13 protein-coding genes and 1 pseudogene are annotated in these 13,472 nt (G+C 61.8%); 9 read left to right on the plus strand and 5 right to left on the minus strand.

Annotated features, from left to right (window positions below; genetic code table 11):
• Window positions 1-18 precede the first annotated feature (18 nt).
• The 6 genes from U5G49_RS18000 to U5G49_RS18025 all read left to right on the plus strand — a co-directional run bounded on the left by U5G49_RS18000 (window position 19) and on the right by U5G49_RS18025 (window position 3,789).
• Window positions 19-279, plus strand: a complete 261-nt coding sequence (locus tag U5G49_RS18000) for an AbrB/MazE/SpoVT family DNA-binding domain-containing protein (RefSeq protein WP_018445922.1) — start codon at window positions 19-21, stop codon at window positions 277-279.
• The gene (locus U5G49_RS18005; protein ID WP_017968120.1) at window positions 276-674 is read left to right on the plus strand and encodes a PIN domain-containing protein; all 399 of its coding nucleotides are present in this window, start codon (window positions 276-278) and stop codon (window positions 672-674) included. The genes U5G49_RS18000 and U5G49_RS18005 overlap by 4 nt, the downstream gene beginning before the upstream one ends.
• The gene (gene ruvB, locus U5G49_RS18010) at window positions 671-1,711 is read left to right on the plus strand and encodes a Holliday junction branch migration DNA helicase RuvB (protein WP_017968121.1); all 1,041 of its coding nucleotides are present in this window, start codon (window positions 671-673) and stop codon (window positions 1,709-1,711) included. The genes U5G49_RS18005 and ruvB overlap by 4 nt, the downstream gene beginning before the upstream one ends.
• The gene (locus tag U5G49_RS18015) at window positions 1,712-2,614 is read left to right on the plus strand and encodes a metallophosphoesterase (RefSeq protein WP_018445924.1); all 903 of its coding nucleotides are present in this window, start codon (window positions 1,712-1,714) and stop codon (window positions 2,612-2,614) included.
• Between the two features lie 7 nt (window positions 2,615-2,621).
• Window positions 2,622-3,134: an NUDIX hydrolase gene (locus tag U5G49_RS18020; RefSeq protein ID WP_018243454.1), complete on the plus strand. Its 513-nt coding sequence runs from the start codon at window positions 2,622-2,624 to the stop codon at window positions 3,132-3,134.
• Window positions 3,135-3,225: 91 nt separating this feature from the next.
• Window positions 3,226-3,789 (plus strand): DinB family protein, encoded by a 564-nt coding sequence (locus U5G49_RS18025; RefSeq protein ID WP_193444260.1) that lies wholly within the window; start codon window positions 3,226-3,228, stop codon window positions 3,787-3,789.
• Window positions 3,790-3,839: 50 nt separating this feature from the next.
• Here the strand turns inward: U5G49_RS18025 and U5G49_RS18030 are convergent, their stop codons facing one another.
• Both U5G49_RS18030 and mprF read right to left on the minus strand, forming a co-directional pair.
• Complete coding sequence (locus U5G49_RS18030; RefSeq protein ID WP_018243456.1) at window positions 3,840-5,222, minus strand: virulence factor family protein; 1,383 nt, start codon at window positions 5,220-5,222, stop codon at window positions 3,840-3,842.
• Entirely contained in the window at window positions 5,219-7,822 is a 2,604-nt protein-coding gene (gene mprF / locus U5G49_RS18035) for a bifunctional lysylphosphatidylglycerol flippase/synthetase MprF (protein WP_193444261.1), read from the minus strand. Before mprF ends, U5G49_RS18030 begins: the two co-directional genes overlap by 4 nt.
• Before the next feature lie 236 nt (window positions 7,823-8,058).
• Between mprF and U5G49_RS18040 the strand changes: the two genes are divergently transcribed.
• A complete protein-coding gene (locus U5G49_RS18040) occupies window positions 8,059-8,436 on the plus strand; it encodes a DoxX family protein (RefSeq protein ID WP_018445930.1) in 378 nt (125 codons plus the stop codon).
• Between the two features lie 6 nt (window positions 8,437-8,442).
• Here the strand turns inward: U5G49_RS18040 and U5G49_RS18045 are convergent, their stop codons facing one another.
• The 3 genes from U5G49_RS18045 to U5G49_RS18055 all read right to left on the minus strand — a co-directional run bounded on the left by U5G49_RS18045 (window position 8,443) and on the right by U5G49_RS18055 (window position 12,412).
• Entirely contained in the window at window positions 8,443-10,554 is a 2,112-nt protein-coding gene (locus U5G49_RS18045) for a mechanosensitive ion channel family protein (protein WP_193444262.1), read from the minus strand.
• Between the two features lie 208 nt (window positions 10,555-10,762).
• Complete coding sequence (gene gnd, locus U5G49_RS18050) at window positions 10,763-11,794, minus strand: phosphogluconate dehydrogenase (NAD(+)-dependent, decarboxylating) (protein ID WP_018243460.1); 1,032 nt, start codon at window positions 11,792-11,794, stop codon at window positions 10,763-10,765.
• Window positions 11,795-11,929: 135 nt separating this feature from the next.
• On the minus strand, window positions 11,930-12,412 hold the full coding sequence (locus U5G49_RS18055) for an SRPBCC domain-containing protein (RefSeq protein ID WP_130758973.1): 483 nt from the start codon (window positions 12,410-12,412) through the stop codon (window positions 11,930-11,932).
• Window positions 12,413-12,482: 70 nt separating this feature from the next.
• Between U5G49_RS18055 and U5G49_RS18060 the strand changes: the two genes are divergently transcribed.
• Window positions 12,483-12,815 (plus strand): ArsR/SmtB family transcription factor, encoded by a 333-nt coding sequence (locus tag U5G49_RS18060; protein ID WP_112904944.1) that lies wholly within the window; start codon window positions 12,483-12,485, stop codon window positions 12,813-12,815.
• Window positions 12,816-12,891: 76 nt separating this feature from the next.
• A pseudogene (locus U5G49_RS18065) lies at window positions 12,892-13,427 on the plus strand (helix-turn-helix transcriptional regulator).
• Window positions 13,428-13,472: the final 45 nt, after the last annotated feature.

Raw genomic sequence — 13,472 nt, forward strand, 5'->3', positions numbered from 1 at the left:
AATGGTAAGGAGATCCGCATGAATATCTACTACGGTACGATGACATCGAAGGGCCAGACAACAATTCCGGCTGAAGTTCGTGAATTGCTGAATCTGAAGTCCGGCGACAGGATCCGCTACATCAATCGCGATGGCGAAATCATCATGAAAGCCAAGAACAAACGCGCCATCGACCTTGCAGGCAAGTTTCACGATCCGAACCGACCGACGATCACTTTGACGGAAATGGACGAGGCGATTGGGGAAGCCATCGCCGATCACGCGACTAGTGCAAGATGATTGGCCTCGACACCAATATTATGCTGCGCTTCCTCCTGAAGGACGATGTCGTCCAGACGGAGAAGGTCACAACGCTCTTCGCGAGCCTGTCCGATACGGCACCCGGCTATATCAGTTGCATCACGCTGATGGAATGCGCCTGGTTCTTGAGACAACGGATCAAGCTGAAGAGAGAACAGATCATGGAGGCGATTTCGGACTTGTTGGACTCGGCCGACCTGATCCTTGAAGATGAAAGAGTAGTCGAGGAGACGCTCGCAATCATGGTGCGGACAAATGCAGAATTTGCAGATGTCTTCATCGCCCTTCGTAATCGTGATGCGGGCTGCGTGACAACCAGGACATTCGATGCCCAAGCCGCAAAAACCATACCTGGAATGGAACTTTTGACATGAGCGAATCCGCCCGCCTGATATCGCCGGAAAAGCGGGGCGAAGACCTTGATATCACGTTGCGCCCGCAATCGCTGGACGAGTTCACCGGCCAGGCGGAAGCGCGCGCCAATCTCAAGGTCTTCATCGAGGCGGCGAAAAACCGAGGCGAAGCGCTGGACCATGTGCTCTTCGTCGGTCCGCCAGGCCTCGGCAAGACGACGCTGGCGCAGATCATGGCCAAAGAGCTCGGCGTCAACTTCCGCTCGACGTCGGGCCCGGTGATCGCCAAGGCCGGCGACCTCGCTGCCCTGCTCACCAATCTCGAGGAGCGCGACGTGCTCTTCATCGACGAGATCCATCGCCTCAACCCCGCCGTCGAGGAAATCCTCTATCCGGCCATGGAGGATTTCCAGCTCGACCTCATCATCGGGGAAGGCCCTGCGGCTCGCTCGGTGAAGATCGACCTGTCGAAATTCACGCTGGTGGCGGCCACCACCCGCCTTGGCCTGTTGACGACGCCGCTGCGCGACCGCTTTGGCATTCCGGTGCGCCTGAGCTTCTACACCGTCGAGGAGCTGGAACTGATCGTGCGCCGAGGCGCGCGGCTGATGAACCTGCCGATCACCGAGGAGGGCGCCCGCGAGATCGCAAGACGCGCCCGTGGCACCCCGCGCATCGCCGGCCGGCTGTTGCGGCGTGTGCGCGACTTTGCCGAGGTGGCAAGGGCAGAGGCCGTCACCCGCGAGATCGCCGACGAGGCGCTGACCCGCCTGCTGGTCGACAATGTCGGCTTCGACCAGCTCGACAAACGTTACCTCAACATGATCGCTGTCAATTTCGGCGGCGGCCCGGTCGGCATCGAAACCATTGCCGCCGGCCTTTCCGAGCCGCGCGACGCGATCGAGGACATCATCGAGCCCTACATGATCCAGCAGGGTTTCATTCAGCGCACGCCACGCGGCCGTGTTCTGACCGCAATCGCGTGGAAACATCTGGGAATGCAACCACCTAAGGATATGGAGGCTGCGCAGTTCCGGCTGTTCCAGGAGGACAATTGAGTGATCACCCGCCGCGGATTTTTCAAGGTTCTCGGCGGCAGTGTCGCAGGCGTCGTGTCGCTCGGTGGTTATGCCTTCGCTTATGAACCGCTCGCGCGTCTCGCCATCACCCACTACCAGCTGACGCCGCCGGGATGGACGCCAGGGCTCAAGCTGCGCGTCGTCGCGCTCGCCGATCTCCATGCCTGTGAACCCTGGATGTCGGCAAGCCGCATTGCCGCGATCTGCCACAAGGCGAATGAACTCGAAGGCGACGTTACCGTCCTGCTTGGCGATTACGCTGCGGGTATGAACATGGTGACGCAGTACGTGCATTCGAGCCAATGGTCGAAGGCGCTCGCCACCTTGCAGGCCCCTCTCGGCGTCCATGCGATCATGGGCAACCACGATTGGTGGGAGGACAGGACCGCCCAGAAGAACGGCGGGATGGAAACATTCGGACACCGAGCCCTCGCCGACGTGGGCATCCCGGTCTATGGCAACCGCGCCGTACGGCTCGAAAAGGATGGCCGCGGGTTTTGGCTCGCAGGCCTCGAAGATCAGCTGGCGCTGCTGCCGGGCCGGAAGTGGGGCCGCACGCAGATGCTCGGCCTCGACGATCTGGAGGGAACGATGGCTCAGGTGACGGACGATGCGCCGGTCATCCTGCTTGCCCATGAACCCGATATCTTTCCGCGTGTGCCCGAGCGCGTCTCGCTGACGCTATCGGGCCACACCCATGGCGGACAGATCCGTCTCCTCGGCCGTTCACCGATCGTGCCCTCGCGATACGGCAATCGCTACGCCTATGGCCATATGATCGAGGAGGGGCGTAATATCATCGTTTCCGGTGGCCTCGGCTGCTCGATTGCACCGGTCCGCTTCGGCGTGCCGCCGGAAATTGTCGTGATCGATCTTGGATAAGAATGGCATGACCAAGCGCACTCTCATCCGCCTGAATGCGGGCGCTGAGCGTTTCAACTATCGCATCGCCGGCCTCGGCTTTCGCGATGGCCACGTGCTCGTCCATCGCGCCGTGCATGAACCCTTCTGGACCTTTCCAGGCGGCAGGGCGGAAATCGGCGAGACGTCGGAGGAAACGCTCAAACGAGAGATGGTGGAGGAACTGGGCGTCGAAGTCACTGTCTTCCGCCTGCTGTGGATCGTCGAGAATTTTTTCCACTACGAACAGCGCGACTGGCATGAACTCGGCCTGTATTATCTGATGGACATCCCGGCGGAATTCCCCTTCCGGCCGGGCGAAATCATCCATCGGATCGAGGACGGAGACAACTATCTCGAATTCAAATGGGTGCCGGCAACGCGTAGTGCCCTGACCACACTCGACATCCCGCCCTATTTCATCGCCGATGAAATCGAGAGCCTGCCCATTGCGCCACGTCATCTCGTCTGGCGGGACGGCGATCTCGATGACAAGAACTGATGCAAGCAATTCAAGGTGTTACAGCGTCCTTTGCGCGCCTCAAAAGGCGCGCGGCGCTGTAGCCAAAAGCGCTTAAAGAGGAGATGCGCCGATGCCGACCTTCGATCCTGTCAGGCCATTCCGCAAACTTGCCTATAACAACGCCCTTGCCAACCGCCGGCTGCTTCAGGCCTGCGCGACATTGAAGCCCGGCGAATTCGAAGCGCCGCGCACAAGCTTCTTCCCCTCGATCAAGGAAACCTTGAACCATATCATCACGGTTGACTGGTTCTATGTCGACGGTCTGGAAGGCGGCACGCTCGGGCTCAAGGCCTTCGAGGCCGACGAACCATTCGATGACGTTTCCTCGCTGGCAGAAGCACAGGCGAAGGTCGATCAGCGCCTGGTGGCACTTTGCGAGGCCCTGACGCCGCAGAGGCTCACCTCAACCATCAGCCTCCATCGCCGCGCCCGCATCCAAGAAGAGCGGATGGAAGACGTGCTCGGCCACCTCTTCCAGCATCAGACCCATCATCGCGGCCAGGTGCATGCTATGCTCTCCGGCACCAGCGTCGCTCCGCCGCAACTCGACGAATTCATCGTTGCCGACGATGCGCGGTATCGTGGCACGGAACTCACCGCGCTCGGCTGGAACGAAGAAACGCTGATGCGCTGATTTCAAAGTGTTAAAGCGTCCTTAGCGCGTCCTATCGGACGCGCTGCGCTTTAGTCCTGCAGCCGTCTCTTCAACCCGTCGATGATCGTCTTCGTGAGAAGGTCGTAATTCTCGTCGAAGTGATGATCGCCGGGCAGTTCGATGACCTCGGCGCCGCTATCTTTCAGCGCCGGACAGGCGACATCGTCATCGTCGTCCTTGCCGTAGATGCATTGCACGAGCTTCGGATCGATGTTCTTCAGGTCGCCGACGGGATCGCCTCCCGCGCCTTCCGTCTTCTGGCCAAGCCAGCCGAGAACGGAGATGACGTAGTCGACTTCGTGCGAAAGCGACAGCAGCGACAATTGCGCCACCGCCGACTTTTCGGCTGGCTTGAGGAGCTGGTAGGTGGCGGGCACGACATCGGCACCGAAGGAATAACCGACGAGCAGCACATGCTTCACCTTCCACTGCTTGCGGTAGAAATCGATGATCTTCGAAAGATCGGCGGCGGTCTCCTCCGGCTTGCGCTCCGACCAGAAATAGTGGAGCGAATCGACGCCGACGACCGGAATACCTTCCTTCTGCAGCGTGCCGCCGACCTCCTTGTCGATGTCGCGCCAGCCGCCGTCGCCAGAATAGATCACCGCCATCGTATCGAAGGCGGGCGTTGCCTCGAGCACAGCCAGCGGCAGGCCAAGCGGGTTGCCGAAGGCGCCGGAGGCAGTGACGAGATCGTCGAGGGTATCGGCAAACGCCGTCTGCGCATCGTCGGTGGAGTCGCGGATCTCGATCGCGTCATGGGCCTTCTTCAGCGCCTCGGCATGTGCCCGGCCATCCTTGTTGGCATCAGGCGTGAAGACGGTAATGATCGGGTCCGGCAGGACGCCGTCGCTGAGGCCATATACGGTGCGTTCGCCGACCACTTGCTTGGACGCCGGCGTGCAAAGCGCCTGGGCAAGCGGAATGCCGGCGACCGGATTAACGGCAAGTGTCTGGCCGATCGTCGCATCCGGCGTTTGCGCGGCGATCGCCAGCGCCAAGGCCCCGCCCTCGCCGATGCCGGCGACGATTGGCAGGTGATAGGCGTTGTTGCCGGTCGCGCGCTGCACCTGCTGGCTGAGCGATTCGATGTCCGACACCATGTAGACACAGCCGTCGTTGAGGCTGACGTCGTACCGGCTGAGCGCCTGGATATAGGATGGAAAGTCGACGCCGATGACGACGGCGCCTTCGGCGACCAACCTGTCGGCTTCGGCCTTCTCATAGTCGCCCCAGCCGGCGGCATCCGAGATCAGCATCACCGTGCCCTTCACCTCCCCTTCCGGCAGGAAGATGTGCGGCGACGGGATGAGCCCGGTTTCGAAGCTTTGCGTGGTTTCCTCGGCGGCATCAGCGGGTGCGGCCGCGAGCATGCAGGCGCATGCCGTGGCAAGAAGGATTGTCCTGATCATTTTCTCACTACCCCTTTCAATCCGCCCCCAATCAGAAATGTCGCGTCCATCAACGCGATCATCGGATTGCCCCCTCCGGAGACCGCAAGATAGCGCGGTTGCCAGTGCGGATGAAACTTGGATTTGAATGCCCGAAGGCCTTTGAAGTTATAGAAGCGCTCGCCGTGTTCGAAGACGGTGCTGCCGATGCGGTCCCAGACGGGCGCCGCCTCGCGTTTCGACATGCCGGAGAGCGGCGCCATGCCGAGATTGAAGTGGGTAAAACCCTGCCCTCGCAGATATTCCATGATCTGCACGAAGAGAAAATCCATCGAGCCTTTCGGCGCGTCCGGCGAGAAGCGCATGAGATCGATCGTGCCCTCCTGTCTGGATTCGGTCACGAGGATATTGGCGAAGGCGACGATCCTGCCGTCCTTTTTCAGGATGCCGACCGGCTGCGAGGAGACATAATCGGAATCGAAGGCGCCGAGCGAGAAGCCCTTTTCCTTGGCATTGTGAAGCTCGAGCCAGGCCGTCGAAACGGCGGCTAGATCATCGATGACGGAAGACACGTCCTGCGGTTCGACGACGGCGAATTCCAGCCCGTCGCGCTGGGCGCGGCTTGCCGTCTGGCGAAGGTTCGCCCATTTGCCGCCCTTCATCTCGAAGGTCCTGAGATCGGCCACCGCCAGTTCGCCGAGCTTGAAGGCGCGAAGGCCCGCATCGGCGCAATGGGACAGCAACGCCGGCGATATCTGGTAGAACACGGCCCGGCAGCCGGCGGCACGCGCCGCTTCGACGAAACGCCAGACGAGTTCCTGCACGGCGCGATGGTCGCCGACCGGATCGAACAGCGCGATCCAGGAGCGGCCCTGCCGGCCATACATGATGAAGGCGTCGCCGTTTTCCGAAAACATGATGCTCTTGTCGCCCATGCGCACCAGATTGGCATCGGCGTTGCCCTGCTTCATGACGATCTCGACGGCACGCACCAGCGCCTCGTCCGTCGCCTGCTCCGGCCGGAAGCTCGCCGGCCGGAGCAGGCTGAAGACGGCGATCGCCGACGAGATGATGGTGATGCCGAGTACGGCGCGCAGCCCGCGCGGCGCTTCGGCCGTAAATTCGAACTGCCACCAGAGCTGGTTGCTGTATTCGACGTCGCGATAGACGAAGAGCAGGATGACGACGGCGCCGACGACGATCACGGCGATCGCCATCAACCAGGACGCAGTCAGCGCCTGGTTGAGCAGCGAGGCCTGGCGGGTAAAGAGCCGGCGGCTGACGAAGAGCCCGAAGATGAGGAAGGCGAGAAAAGTGGCTTCGACGAGCGCGATCGCCTTCAGCAGCGACAAAGTCAACGCAGCAAGCGCCGAGAACACGGCCACCCACCAGGCGCCGTCGAGCCGCTGGCCGAGGCCGCGCGCGGCGACGACGAGCGCCAGCCCCAGCAGGCTGGAGAGGAAATGTGCCCCTTCGACCATCGGCAGCGGCAGATAGTTGGAGAGGAATTCGAGGTTCTGGTCCGGCGTCGGCGTGACGCTCGAAAACACCAGCATGACGCCGAGCAGCAGCGCGAGAGCCGACAGCAGCTGCGGCATCAGTCGCCCGCCGATACGTCGCATACTGGAGGCGGCCGGATGGTCGACGAAACGACGCAGCTCCGCCGCCGAGACCGCGAGCACGGCGATCAACAGCGGCAGCACATGGTAGACCAGCCTGTAGAGCACCAGCGATCCGAGCACGGCATCGATGTTCACCGCGCTGCCGAGCGAGGCGATGATCACGGTCTCGAACACGCCGAGCCCGGCCGGAACATGGCTGAGCACGCCGAGACCGACGGCGATCGCATAGACGGCGAGGAAGACCGGCCAGCCGATTGCCGTCTGCGGCAGCAGCACGTAGAGCACCGACGCCGAGGCGGCGATATCGAAGGCGGTCACGAGGAACTGGCGCGACCAGGTACGCGAATCCGGCAAGCGGATTGCGACGGGGCCAAGATCGAGCACACGCCCGTCACGGCCGATAATCATCACCGCGCCCAGAATGGCGACGATCGAACCGGCGATCAGCCGCAGAAGGAAGGGGCTCACGCCGACGAGCGGGCCGATTTCGTCGGCGATGACGATGAGGGCGATCGCCGCGACGCCCGCAAGACCCAGTCCGAAGGACAGCGTGACGAAGGCGATGATTCGGCCGATATCCTCCGGCGAGAGCCCGAGGCGCGTATAGGCGCGGTAGCGGATCGCGCCGCCCGAAAGCGCACCGAAACCGGCAGTATTGCCGACGGCATAGGCGCTGAACGCCGTCAGCGCCACATGCGGAAAGGGCAGCTTCTTGCCGATGTACTCGATGGCGTTGAGATCGTAGAAGATCAGCGAGAGGAAACTGAGCGCCGTGAAGAACAGCGCAAGCAGGACCGCGCTCGGCCTGGTCGCCGCCAGCGCACCGACGACGTCGTCATAACGCACCTCGTTGGTAAGCTGCATAATCGCGTAACCGACGAGGCAGAAGACCACCAGTGACGCGGCTGCCATCAACGGCGTTCTGTAACGCCTGAAAAGCCCGCGAAAAGAAAACCCGTCCGTTTCTTCCATCTCTTCCAAATTGCCGTGCCCCGACATCTCGTACCCTGCTGCAACTTCCAGCTTGGCGGGAATCATTTCGAAAGACGTAACATGCGAGGCATATAAGCTCTATGAAGCCATGCCGCCGCTACCCCAGCCCCGCCGCCTGCGCCTCCATCATCCTCAATTGGGGCGAATTTGCGCTGGCAGGCGTCGCGGCGCATTGCATTTTAGTAAGCTTCGGAAGAGCCTTGCGCTCGACGGAGAATTGAGACGCGGGAGAATGGTTCGATATGCAGGATGGTCCGGCCTTCGTGATGCTTGCCGTCGGACGTCTGCTGCTGGGCGGCCTCTATGTCGCTGGCGGCATTCATCATTTTTTCGTTATCGTACCGCTGACCGAGGCGATCGAAACCCGCGGCGTTCCTTTTGCAAAATGGGTGCTGGTCTTGGGCAGCATATTCCAGATCGTCGCCGGCATCCTGCTGATGCTCGGCCTTTTTGTCGCGGCAGCGGCATTCGGTCTCATCATCTTCACGCTGGCCGCCACCGTCATGCTGCTGAATTTCTGGGACATGCAGGGAACGGCACGCGACAGCGCGATCAATACCTGGAAAACCAACATGGCGATCATCGGCGGCCTGCTGATCGCAGCCGCCGGCGCGATGTGAGGCGGTTCACGCCGCCGGCTCGCCGCCCGCCCGCGCATGGGCGGCGTAGCGCGCGACGGCAGCATCCACCTCCGCGTCGCGATCGCCTGCCACCTGCACCGTCGGCACGGCGAATTCGATACCGTTTTCCTGGAAGGCATTGCGGATCATCGCCAGCGCATTGCGGCGGATGACGAATTGCTCGCCAGGCTTCGTCATCATCGACAGCCGGATTTCGATCGCGAATTCGCCGAACTGCTCGACACCCTTCATCTTCAGCGTCTCGATGATATGAGGACCGAATTCCGGATTTTCGAGCAGCGTCTGCCCGATCTGCTTGATCACCTTCTTCGCCTTGACGAGATCGGTGTCGTATTTGACGTTGAGGCTGATCTTGTCGATCGTCCAGTCGCGATTGAGGTTCTTCACTGCGCCGAGTTCACCGAAGGGTACCGTCGTCAGCGGCCCGCGATGATGCCTGAGCTTCACCGAGCGTAGGCTGAAGGCCTCGACCACGCCCTTGTGGCTGCCGCTTTCGATATATTCGCCGATGCGGAAGGCATCGTCCCAGAGATAGAACATGCCGCTGATGACGTCTTTGACGATCGTCTGCGCGCCGAAACCGACTGCGACGCCGACGACACCGGCGCCGGCGATCAGCGGCCCGATCTCGATACCGAGGCCGGAGAGCACCATCAGAACGGCAATGACGGCGATCACGACGGCGAGAATATTGCGGAAGATCGGCAGCAGCGTCTGTATCCGCGCGCGTTTGGCCTTTTCCTCATCCGTTGCTCCGCCATCTACGGATGAATCGAGCAGTTTGCCGTCGATATAGGCCTTGATGACATGCCAGAGCAGATCGGCGGCAAGCAGGATGACGATGCCGCCGATCACGCCGCGGGCGATCTTGTCGATCATCGTTTCGCCCGCGGCCATGGTATCGGCGCCGACGCCGAGCATATGCCCAAGCCAGATGGCGGCAACGGCAATGATCAGCGCCCGCACGCCGCGGTCGAGCAGCACGGCTGCAATGCGGCGCGTGGCAAGGAAGCTCGCTTCGGTCTGCTGCAGCGATTTTACCGCAATCGTCGAGACGGCAAGCACGCGCGGCAGCAGCAGCACGTAAATGCCGAGCCAGAGCAGCCAGTTGAAGCCTGCGACCCAGAGACCCCAGAGCAACAGGAAATAGACGGTGAGCGCCCAGGAGGTCCCGTGACCACGCTTCTCGTCCTTGTGCGGCCGCGACCAGACCGCCTCGATGGCGATCAGCAGCAGGCCGATGCCCAGGATGTAGCCGACGAGGAGCCGCACACTCGGGGAATAACCGAGCGGCTCCATCGACTGGATCACCGCCCAGCCGAAAATGAAATAGATGACGAAAGTCGCACAGCGCCGATACCAGAAGAATGCAACCGCGCGCGCCGGCATGATCGGATCAGTGATACCCTGCCGTTCTTCCTCCACCCGCGCAAGCCCGATGAGATCGACCAGTACGCCGCCGAGACAAATCGTGAAGCGCTGGACCACAAGCGCGACAACGCAAACGATCGCGATGCTCTGGCTGACCGTCGGCCAACTGACGCTGAGAAGAGCAAGCGCCGTCGCCACTGCGAAGATCAGCGCCGGTATGACGCGCGGGGCGAGATGCATGCCCGCCATCTGCGCCGCCTGACGGCGGCGGCGGAAGGCATAGCGGGCAATGCGCTCGACGATGGTGCCGAGCAGGAAAATCGCCAGAAACTGCGCCACCATGCGCGACCATCCGGTGGCGGCGATTTCACCGAAGAACAGCGAGGAAGCATGGCCGACCTGCGAGGGCAGCGTCATCGCCGCGTCGGAGACCATCGAGACGTGCCGGCGAGCGTGCTGGAGCAGACCTGACAGCACCGACATCTGGTCGCTGGCCGCCGAATCGCTCGCGGGCACCGTCGCCATTTGCGTCGACATCCATTGTTTGACCTGAGGAGTCTGCATGAGCTCCATCATCTGACGCACTTCGGCCGGCGGGGCGGCCGCGGCCGGCACTTGCGCCGGTGGCGTCTGGGAAAAGACAGGCGAAACCGCCGAAAAAAACGCAAGCAATGCCAGTATGCCTGATATGACGGCCTTCAGGCCCCCTGCCATGCCACGCTCCATGACCGCCTCCAATGAAATGTCGGTCGCTTGTGCAAAGCAGCGCCGACATTTTGCAATGGATACTCGCGACCGTTGCCGCCAGCAAGCAGTAGGGAAACCATACCGATGGCTAGTAAAGGCAAACGTCGCCGCCTCCTCGAAACGAAGCACTGCGCTCGCTACGTCAGGATGACGGCTTTGTCGGAACGGTGAGTGAAGTCGCTTGCCTTCAGGATTTCGCGGCCGGTTTTTCCACGTGGCCGCCGAAGCCCGCACGCATCGCCGACAGCACCTTGTTGGCGAATTCGTCATTGTCGCGCGAGGAGAAGCGACCGTAGAGCGCAGCGCTCAGCACCGGCGTCGGCACGCTTTCGTCGATTGCCGCCATGATCGTCCAGCGGCCTTCGCCGCTGTCCGAAACGCGGCCGGCATATTTCGATAGTGCGGGGTCAGCATGCAGCGCATCGGCCGTGAGATCGAGCAGCCAGGAGGTGATGACGCTGCCGCGGCGCCAGACTTCGGCGACATCCTGAAGGTTGAAGTCGTATTGGAAATGTTCCGGATGGGCGAGCGGCGCGGTTTCCGCATCGGTCTCATGCGAGGCTGCGCCGATATTGGCGTGTTTCAGGATGTTGATGCCTTCGGCATAGGCGGCCATCAGGCCATATTCGATGCCGTTATGCACCATCTTGACGAAATGACCGGCGCCATGCGGACCGCAATGCAGGTAACCCTGCTCCGCGGTGCTGGCCGCAGCCGCTTCAACGCTCCGGTTCGGCGAGGCTTCCGTCTTGCCGACGCCGGGTGCCAGCGTCGCGAAGATCGGGGAAAGGTGTTCGACGATACCCTTCTCGCCGCCGATCATCAGGCAATAGCCGCGCTCGAGGCCGAAGACGCCGCCGCTTGTGCCGACATCGACATAGTGGATGCCCTTGGTGATGAGGTCGGCGCCGCGGCGGATGTCGTCATGGTAATAAGAGTTTCCGCCGTCAATGACGATATCGCCATTCTCAAGCAGCGGCACCAGGCTCGCCAGCACCTTGTCGACGATCGCCGCCGGCAGCATCAGCCAGATGGCGCGTGGATGGGTGAGCTTCGAGACGAATTCCTGGAGCGAAGCACTGCCGGTCGCACCGAGGCCTGCGAGCTCGGCAACGCTTTCCGGCCTGGCGTCGTAGACGACGCATTCGTGACCGCCTCGCATCAAGCGCTGGACCATATAATTGCCCATGCGGCCCAAACCAACCATGCCAAGCTGCATAATGAATCTCCTGGAAACCGAAATGAAGTATCGAATCCGGAAATTAGCACCCGCAGTGTGACAGGCAAGCGAAGTCTCGGTGATATTGGCGAATGCGACGATTGCGCCACTGACCTCCTTGAGACCGACGTCCTGTCAAATGTCCGGCGCGCTGGCCGGCTCACCCTTCATTTCGCTGAGGAACATGCCCTCGCGCAGATTGATGCCATATTCGACAAAAGCCTTCATGCAGCAAAGCATCTGCGTCCAGCCTTCGCAGTTGAGATAGGTGCCGCGCCGGCCTGCATTGTCTTCGCGCCAGCCGGTCTCGGCAATGGTCACCAAGGTGCCGCCGTCTTCCAACGGCTTGAAGTTCATCTCGACCAGCGTCTTGTACCTTGCTTCGTCCTCGCCGGTGCCGCCATCCCAGCGCAGCACGATGCGACTTTCCGGCACCAGTTCGACCACCTCGACCGGCGCATCCTTCCACCAGGTCACCGTCGTGCCCTTCACGAGCGGCGCGCTCGCCCCGCCAATCGTGGTGAAATAGCTGCTGAGCTTCTTCGGATTGACGACGGCATCGAACACCTCTGCGACGGGGCGGCCGATGCGGCCGGAAACGCGGATTCCGAGAGACATGACACTTCTCCTCTTCTCCATTGTGGTTGTTTCCGTTGTACTTGGCTTCATTATGTTATAAAAACATAACATGTCAAGCGAATCAACCGACGATCCCGTCTTCAAGGCGCTGGCGCATCATCGCCGCCGCGAAATCCTCGATCTGCTCAAGGATGCCCCCCGAACCACAGGGACCCTCTGCGAGATGTTTCCGCAGATGGACCGCTGCACGGTGATGCAGCATCTGAAGGTGCTGGAGGAGGCCGACCTGGTCATCGCCAGGAAGGAGGGCCGCGAGCGCTGGAACCACCTGAACAGCCTGCCGATCAAGCATATCTATGACCGCTGGATCAGCGCCTATGCCGGCCATGCGCTCTCTATCCTCGACCGGCTGAAAGGCGACCTGGAAGGTCAGCCCGAATAATGACCCGGCGTCAAACCGCCTTGCCGCCCGGTCCGCCGAAGCCTTATGCTGGCAAAAACGGCACGGGATCAGACGGATGACGATATCGGGAGCCGGCATACGCCGCATGCGGCTGCTGCGCAGCATGAAGCAAGGACATCTCGCCGAGCTCCTCGGCGTCAACCAAGCGACGATCTCACGCTGGGAGCGCGATCAGCTCGCCCTATCACCCGAAACGGCGGTCAAGCTGGAACGGATTTTCGCCTCGCCGCGACATGCAGCAGTCGATGCGGCGCTGAAGCGGCTGGTCGAGGATTCCGTCCGGCCGGTGCATCTGATCTGCGACCGCACCCACCGACTGCTCTCCGCCTCCCGCCCGCGGCAGGCGGAGTGGCGGGCGCCGCTCGGCGCCTTTCTCGGCCGTTCTCTGTTCTCCTACGCCTCCGCCGAGATCGCCGCCGCGAGCAGTCGCTGGAGGAGCACGGTTGGCACACGGGTAAGCTCTCGTCGCTGACCCTCGATACCGGCGCCAACGGCAATGCTCTGCTGCCGATCGCCGCCGGCCGCGTGACCTGGGAAAGGATCATGCTTTCCGATGGCAGCGCCGGCCGTCTCGTCACGACCATCGGCTGAGCCTGCAGCTTTCCTGCATTCCCATGCATAATTTATGCGTTGTCT

The sequence above is a fragment of the Rhizobium indigoferae genome, assembly GCF_034554815.1.
In the GTDB taxonomy this organism is placed as follows: domain Bacteria; phylum Pseudomonadota; class Alphaproteobacteria; order Rhizobiales; family Rhizobiaceae; genus Rhizobium; species Rhizobium leguminosarum.

Excerpts from the sequence above, each read along its gene's own strand:
- U5G49_RS18005 (WP_017968120.1), top strand. The coding sequence starts at position 276 with ATGATTGGCCTCGACACCAATATTATGCTGCGCTTCCTCCTGAAGGAC.
- mprF (WP_193444261.1), bottom strand. The coding sequence starts at position 7,822 with ATGTCGGGGCACGGCAATTTGGAAGAGATGGAAGAAACGGACGGGTTT.
- gnd (WP_018243460.1), bottom strand. The coding sequence starts at position 11,794 with ATGCAGCTTGGCATGGTTGGTTTGGGCCGCATGGGCAATTATATGGTC.
- ruvB (WP_017968121.1), top strand. The coding sequence starts at position 671 with ATGAGCGAATCCGCCCGCCTGATATCGCCGGAAAAGCGGGGCGAAGAC.
- U5G49_RS18000 (WP_018445922.1), top strand. The coding sequence starts at position 19 with ATGAATATCTACTACGGTACGATGACATCGAAGGGCCAGACAACAATT.
- U5G49_RS18055 (WP_130758973.1), bottom strand. The coding sequence starts at position 12,412 with ATGTCTCTCGGAATCCGCGTTTCCGGCCGCATCGGCCGCCCCGTCGCA.
- U5G49_RS18040 (WP_018445930.1), top strand. The coding sequence starts at position 8,059 with ATGCAGGATGGTCCGGCCTTCGTGATGCTTGCCGTCGGACGTCTGCTG.
- U5G49_RS18025 (WP_193444260.1), top strand. The coding sequence starts at position 3,226 with ATGCCGACCTTCGATCCTGTCAGGCCATTCCGCAAACTTGCCTATAAC.
- U5G49_RS18060 (WP_112904944.1), top strand. The coding sequence starts at position 12,483 with ATGTCAAGCGAATCAACCGACGATCCCGTCTTCAAGGCGCTGGCGCAT.
- U5G49_RS18020 (WP_018243454.1), top strand. The coding sequence starts at position 2,622 with ATGACCAAGCGCACTCTCATCCGCCTGAATGCGGGCGCTGAGCGTTTC.
- U5G49_RS18045 (WP_193444262.1), bottom strand. The coding sequence starts at position 10,554 with ATGGAGCGTGGCATGGCAGGGGGCCTGAAGGCCGTCATATCAGGCATA.
- U5G49_RS18030 (WP_018243456.1), bottom strand. The coding sequence starts at position 5,222 with ATGATCAGGACAATCCTTCTTGCCACGGCATGCGCCTGCATGCTCGCG.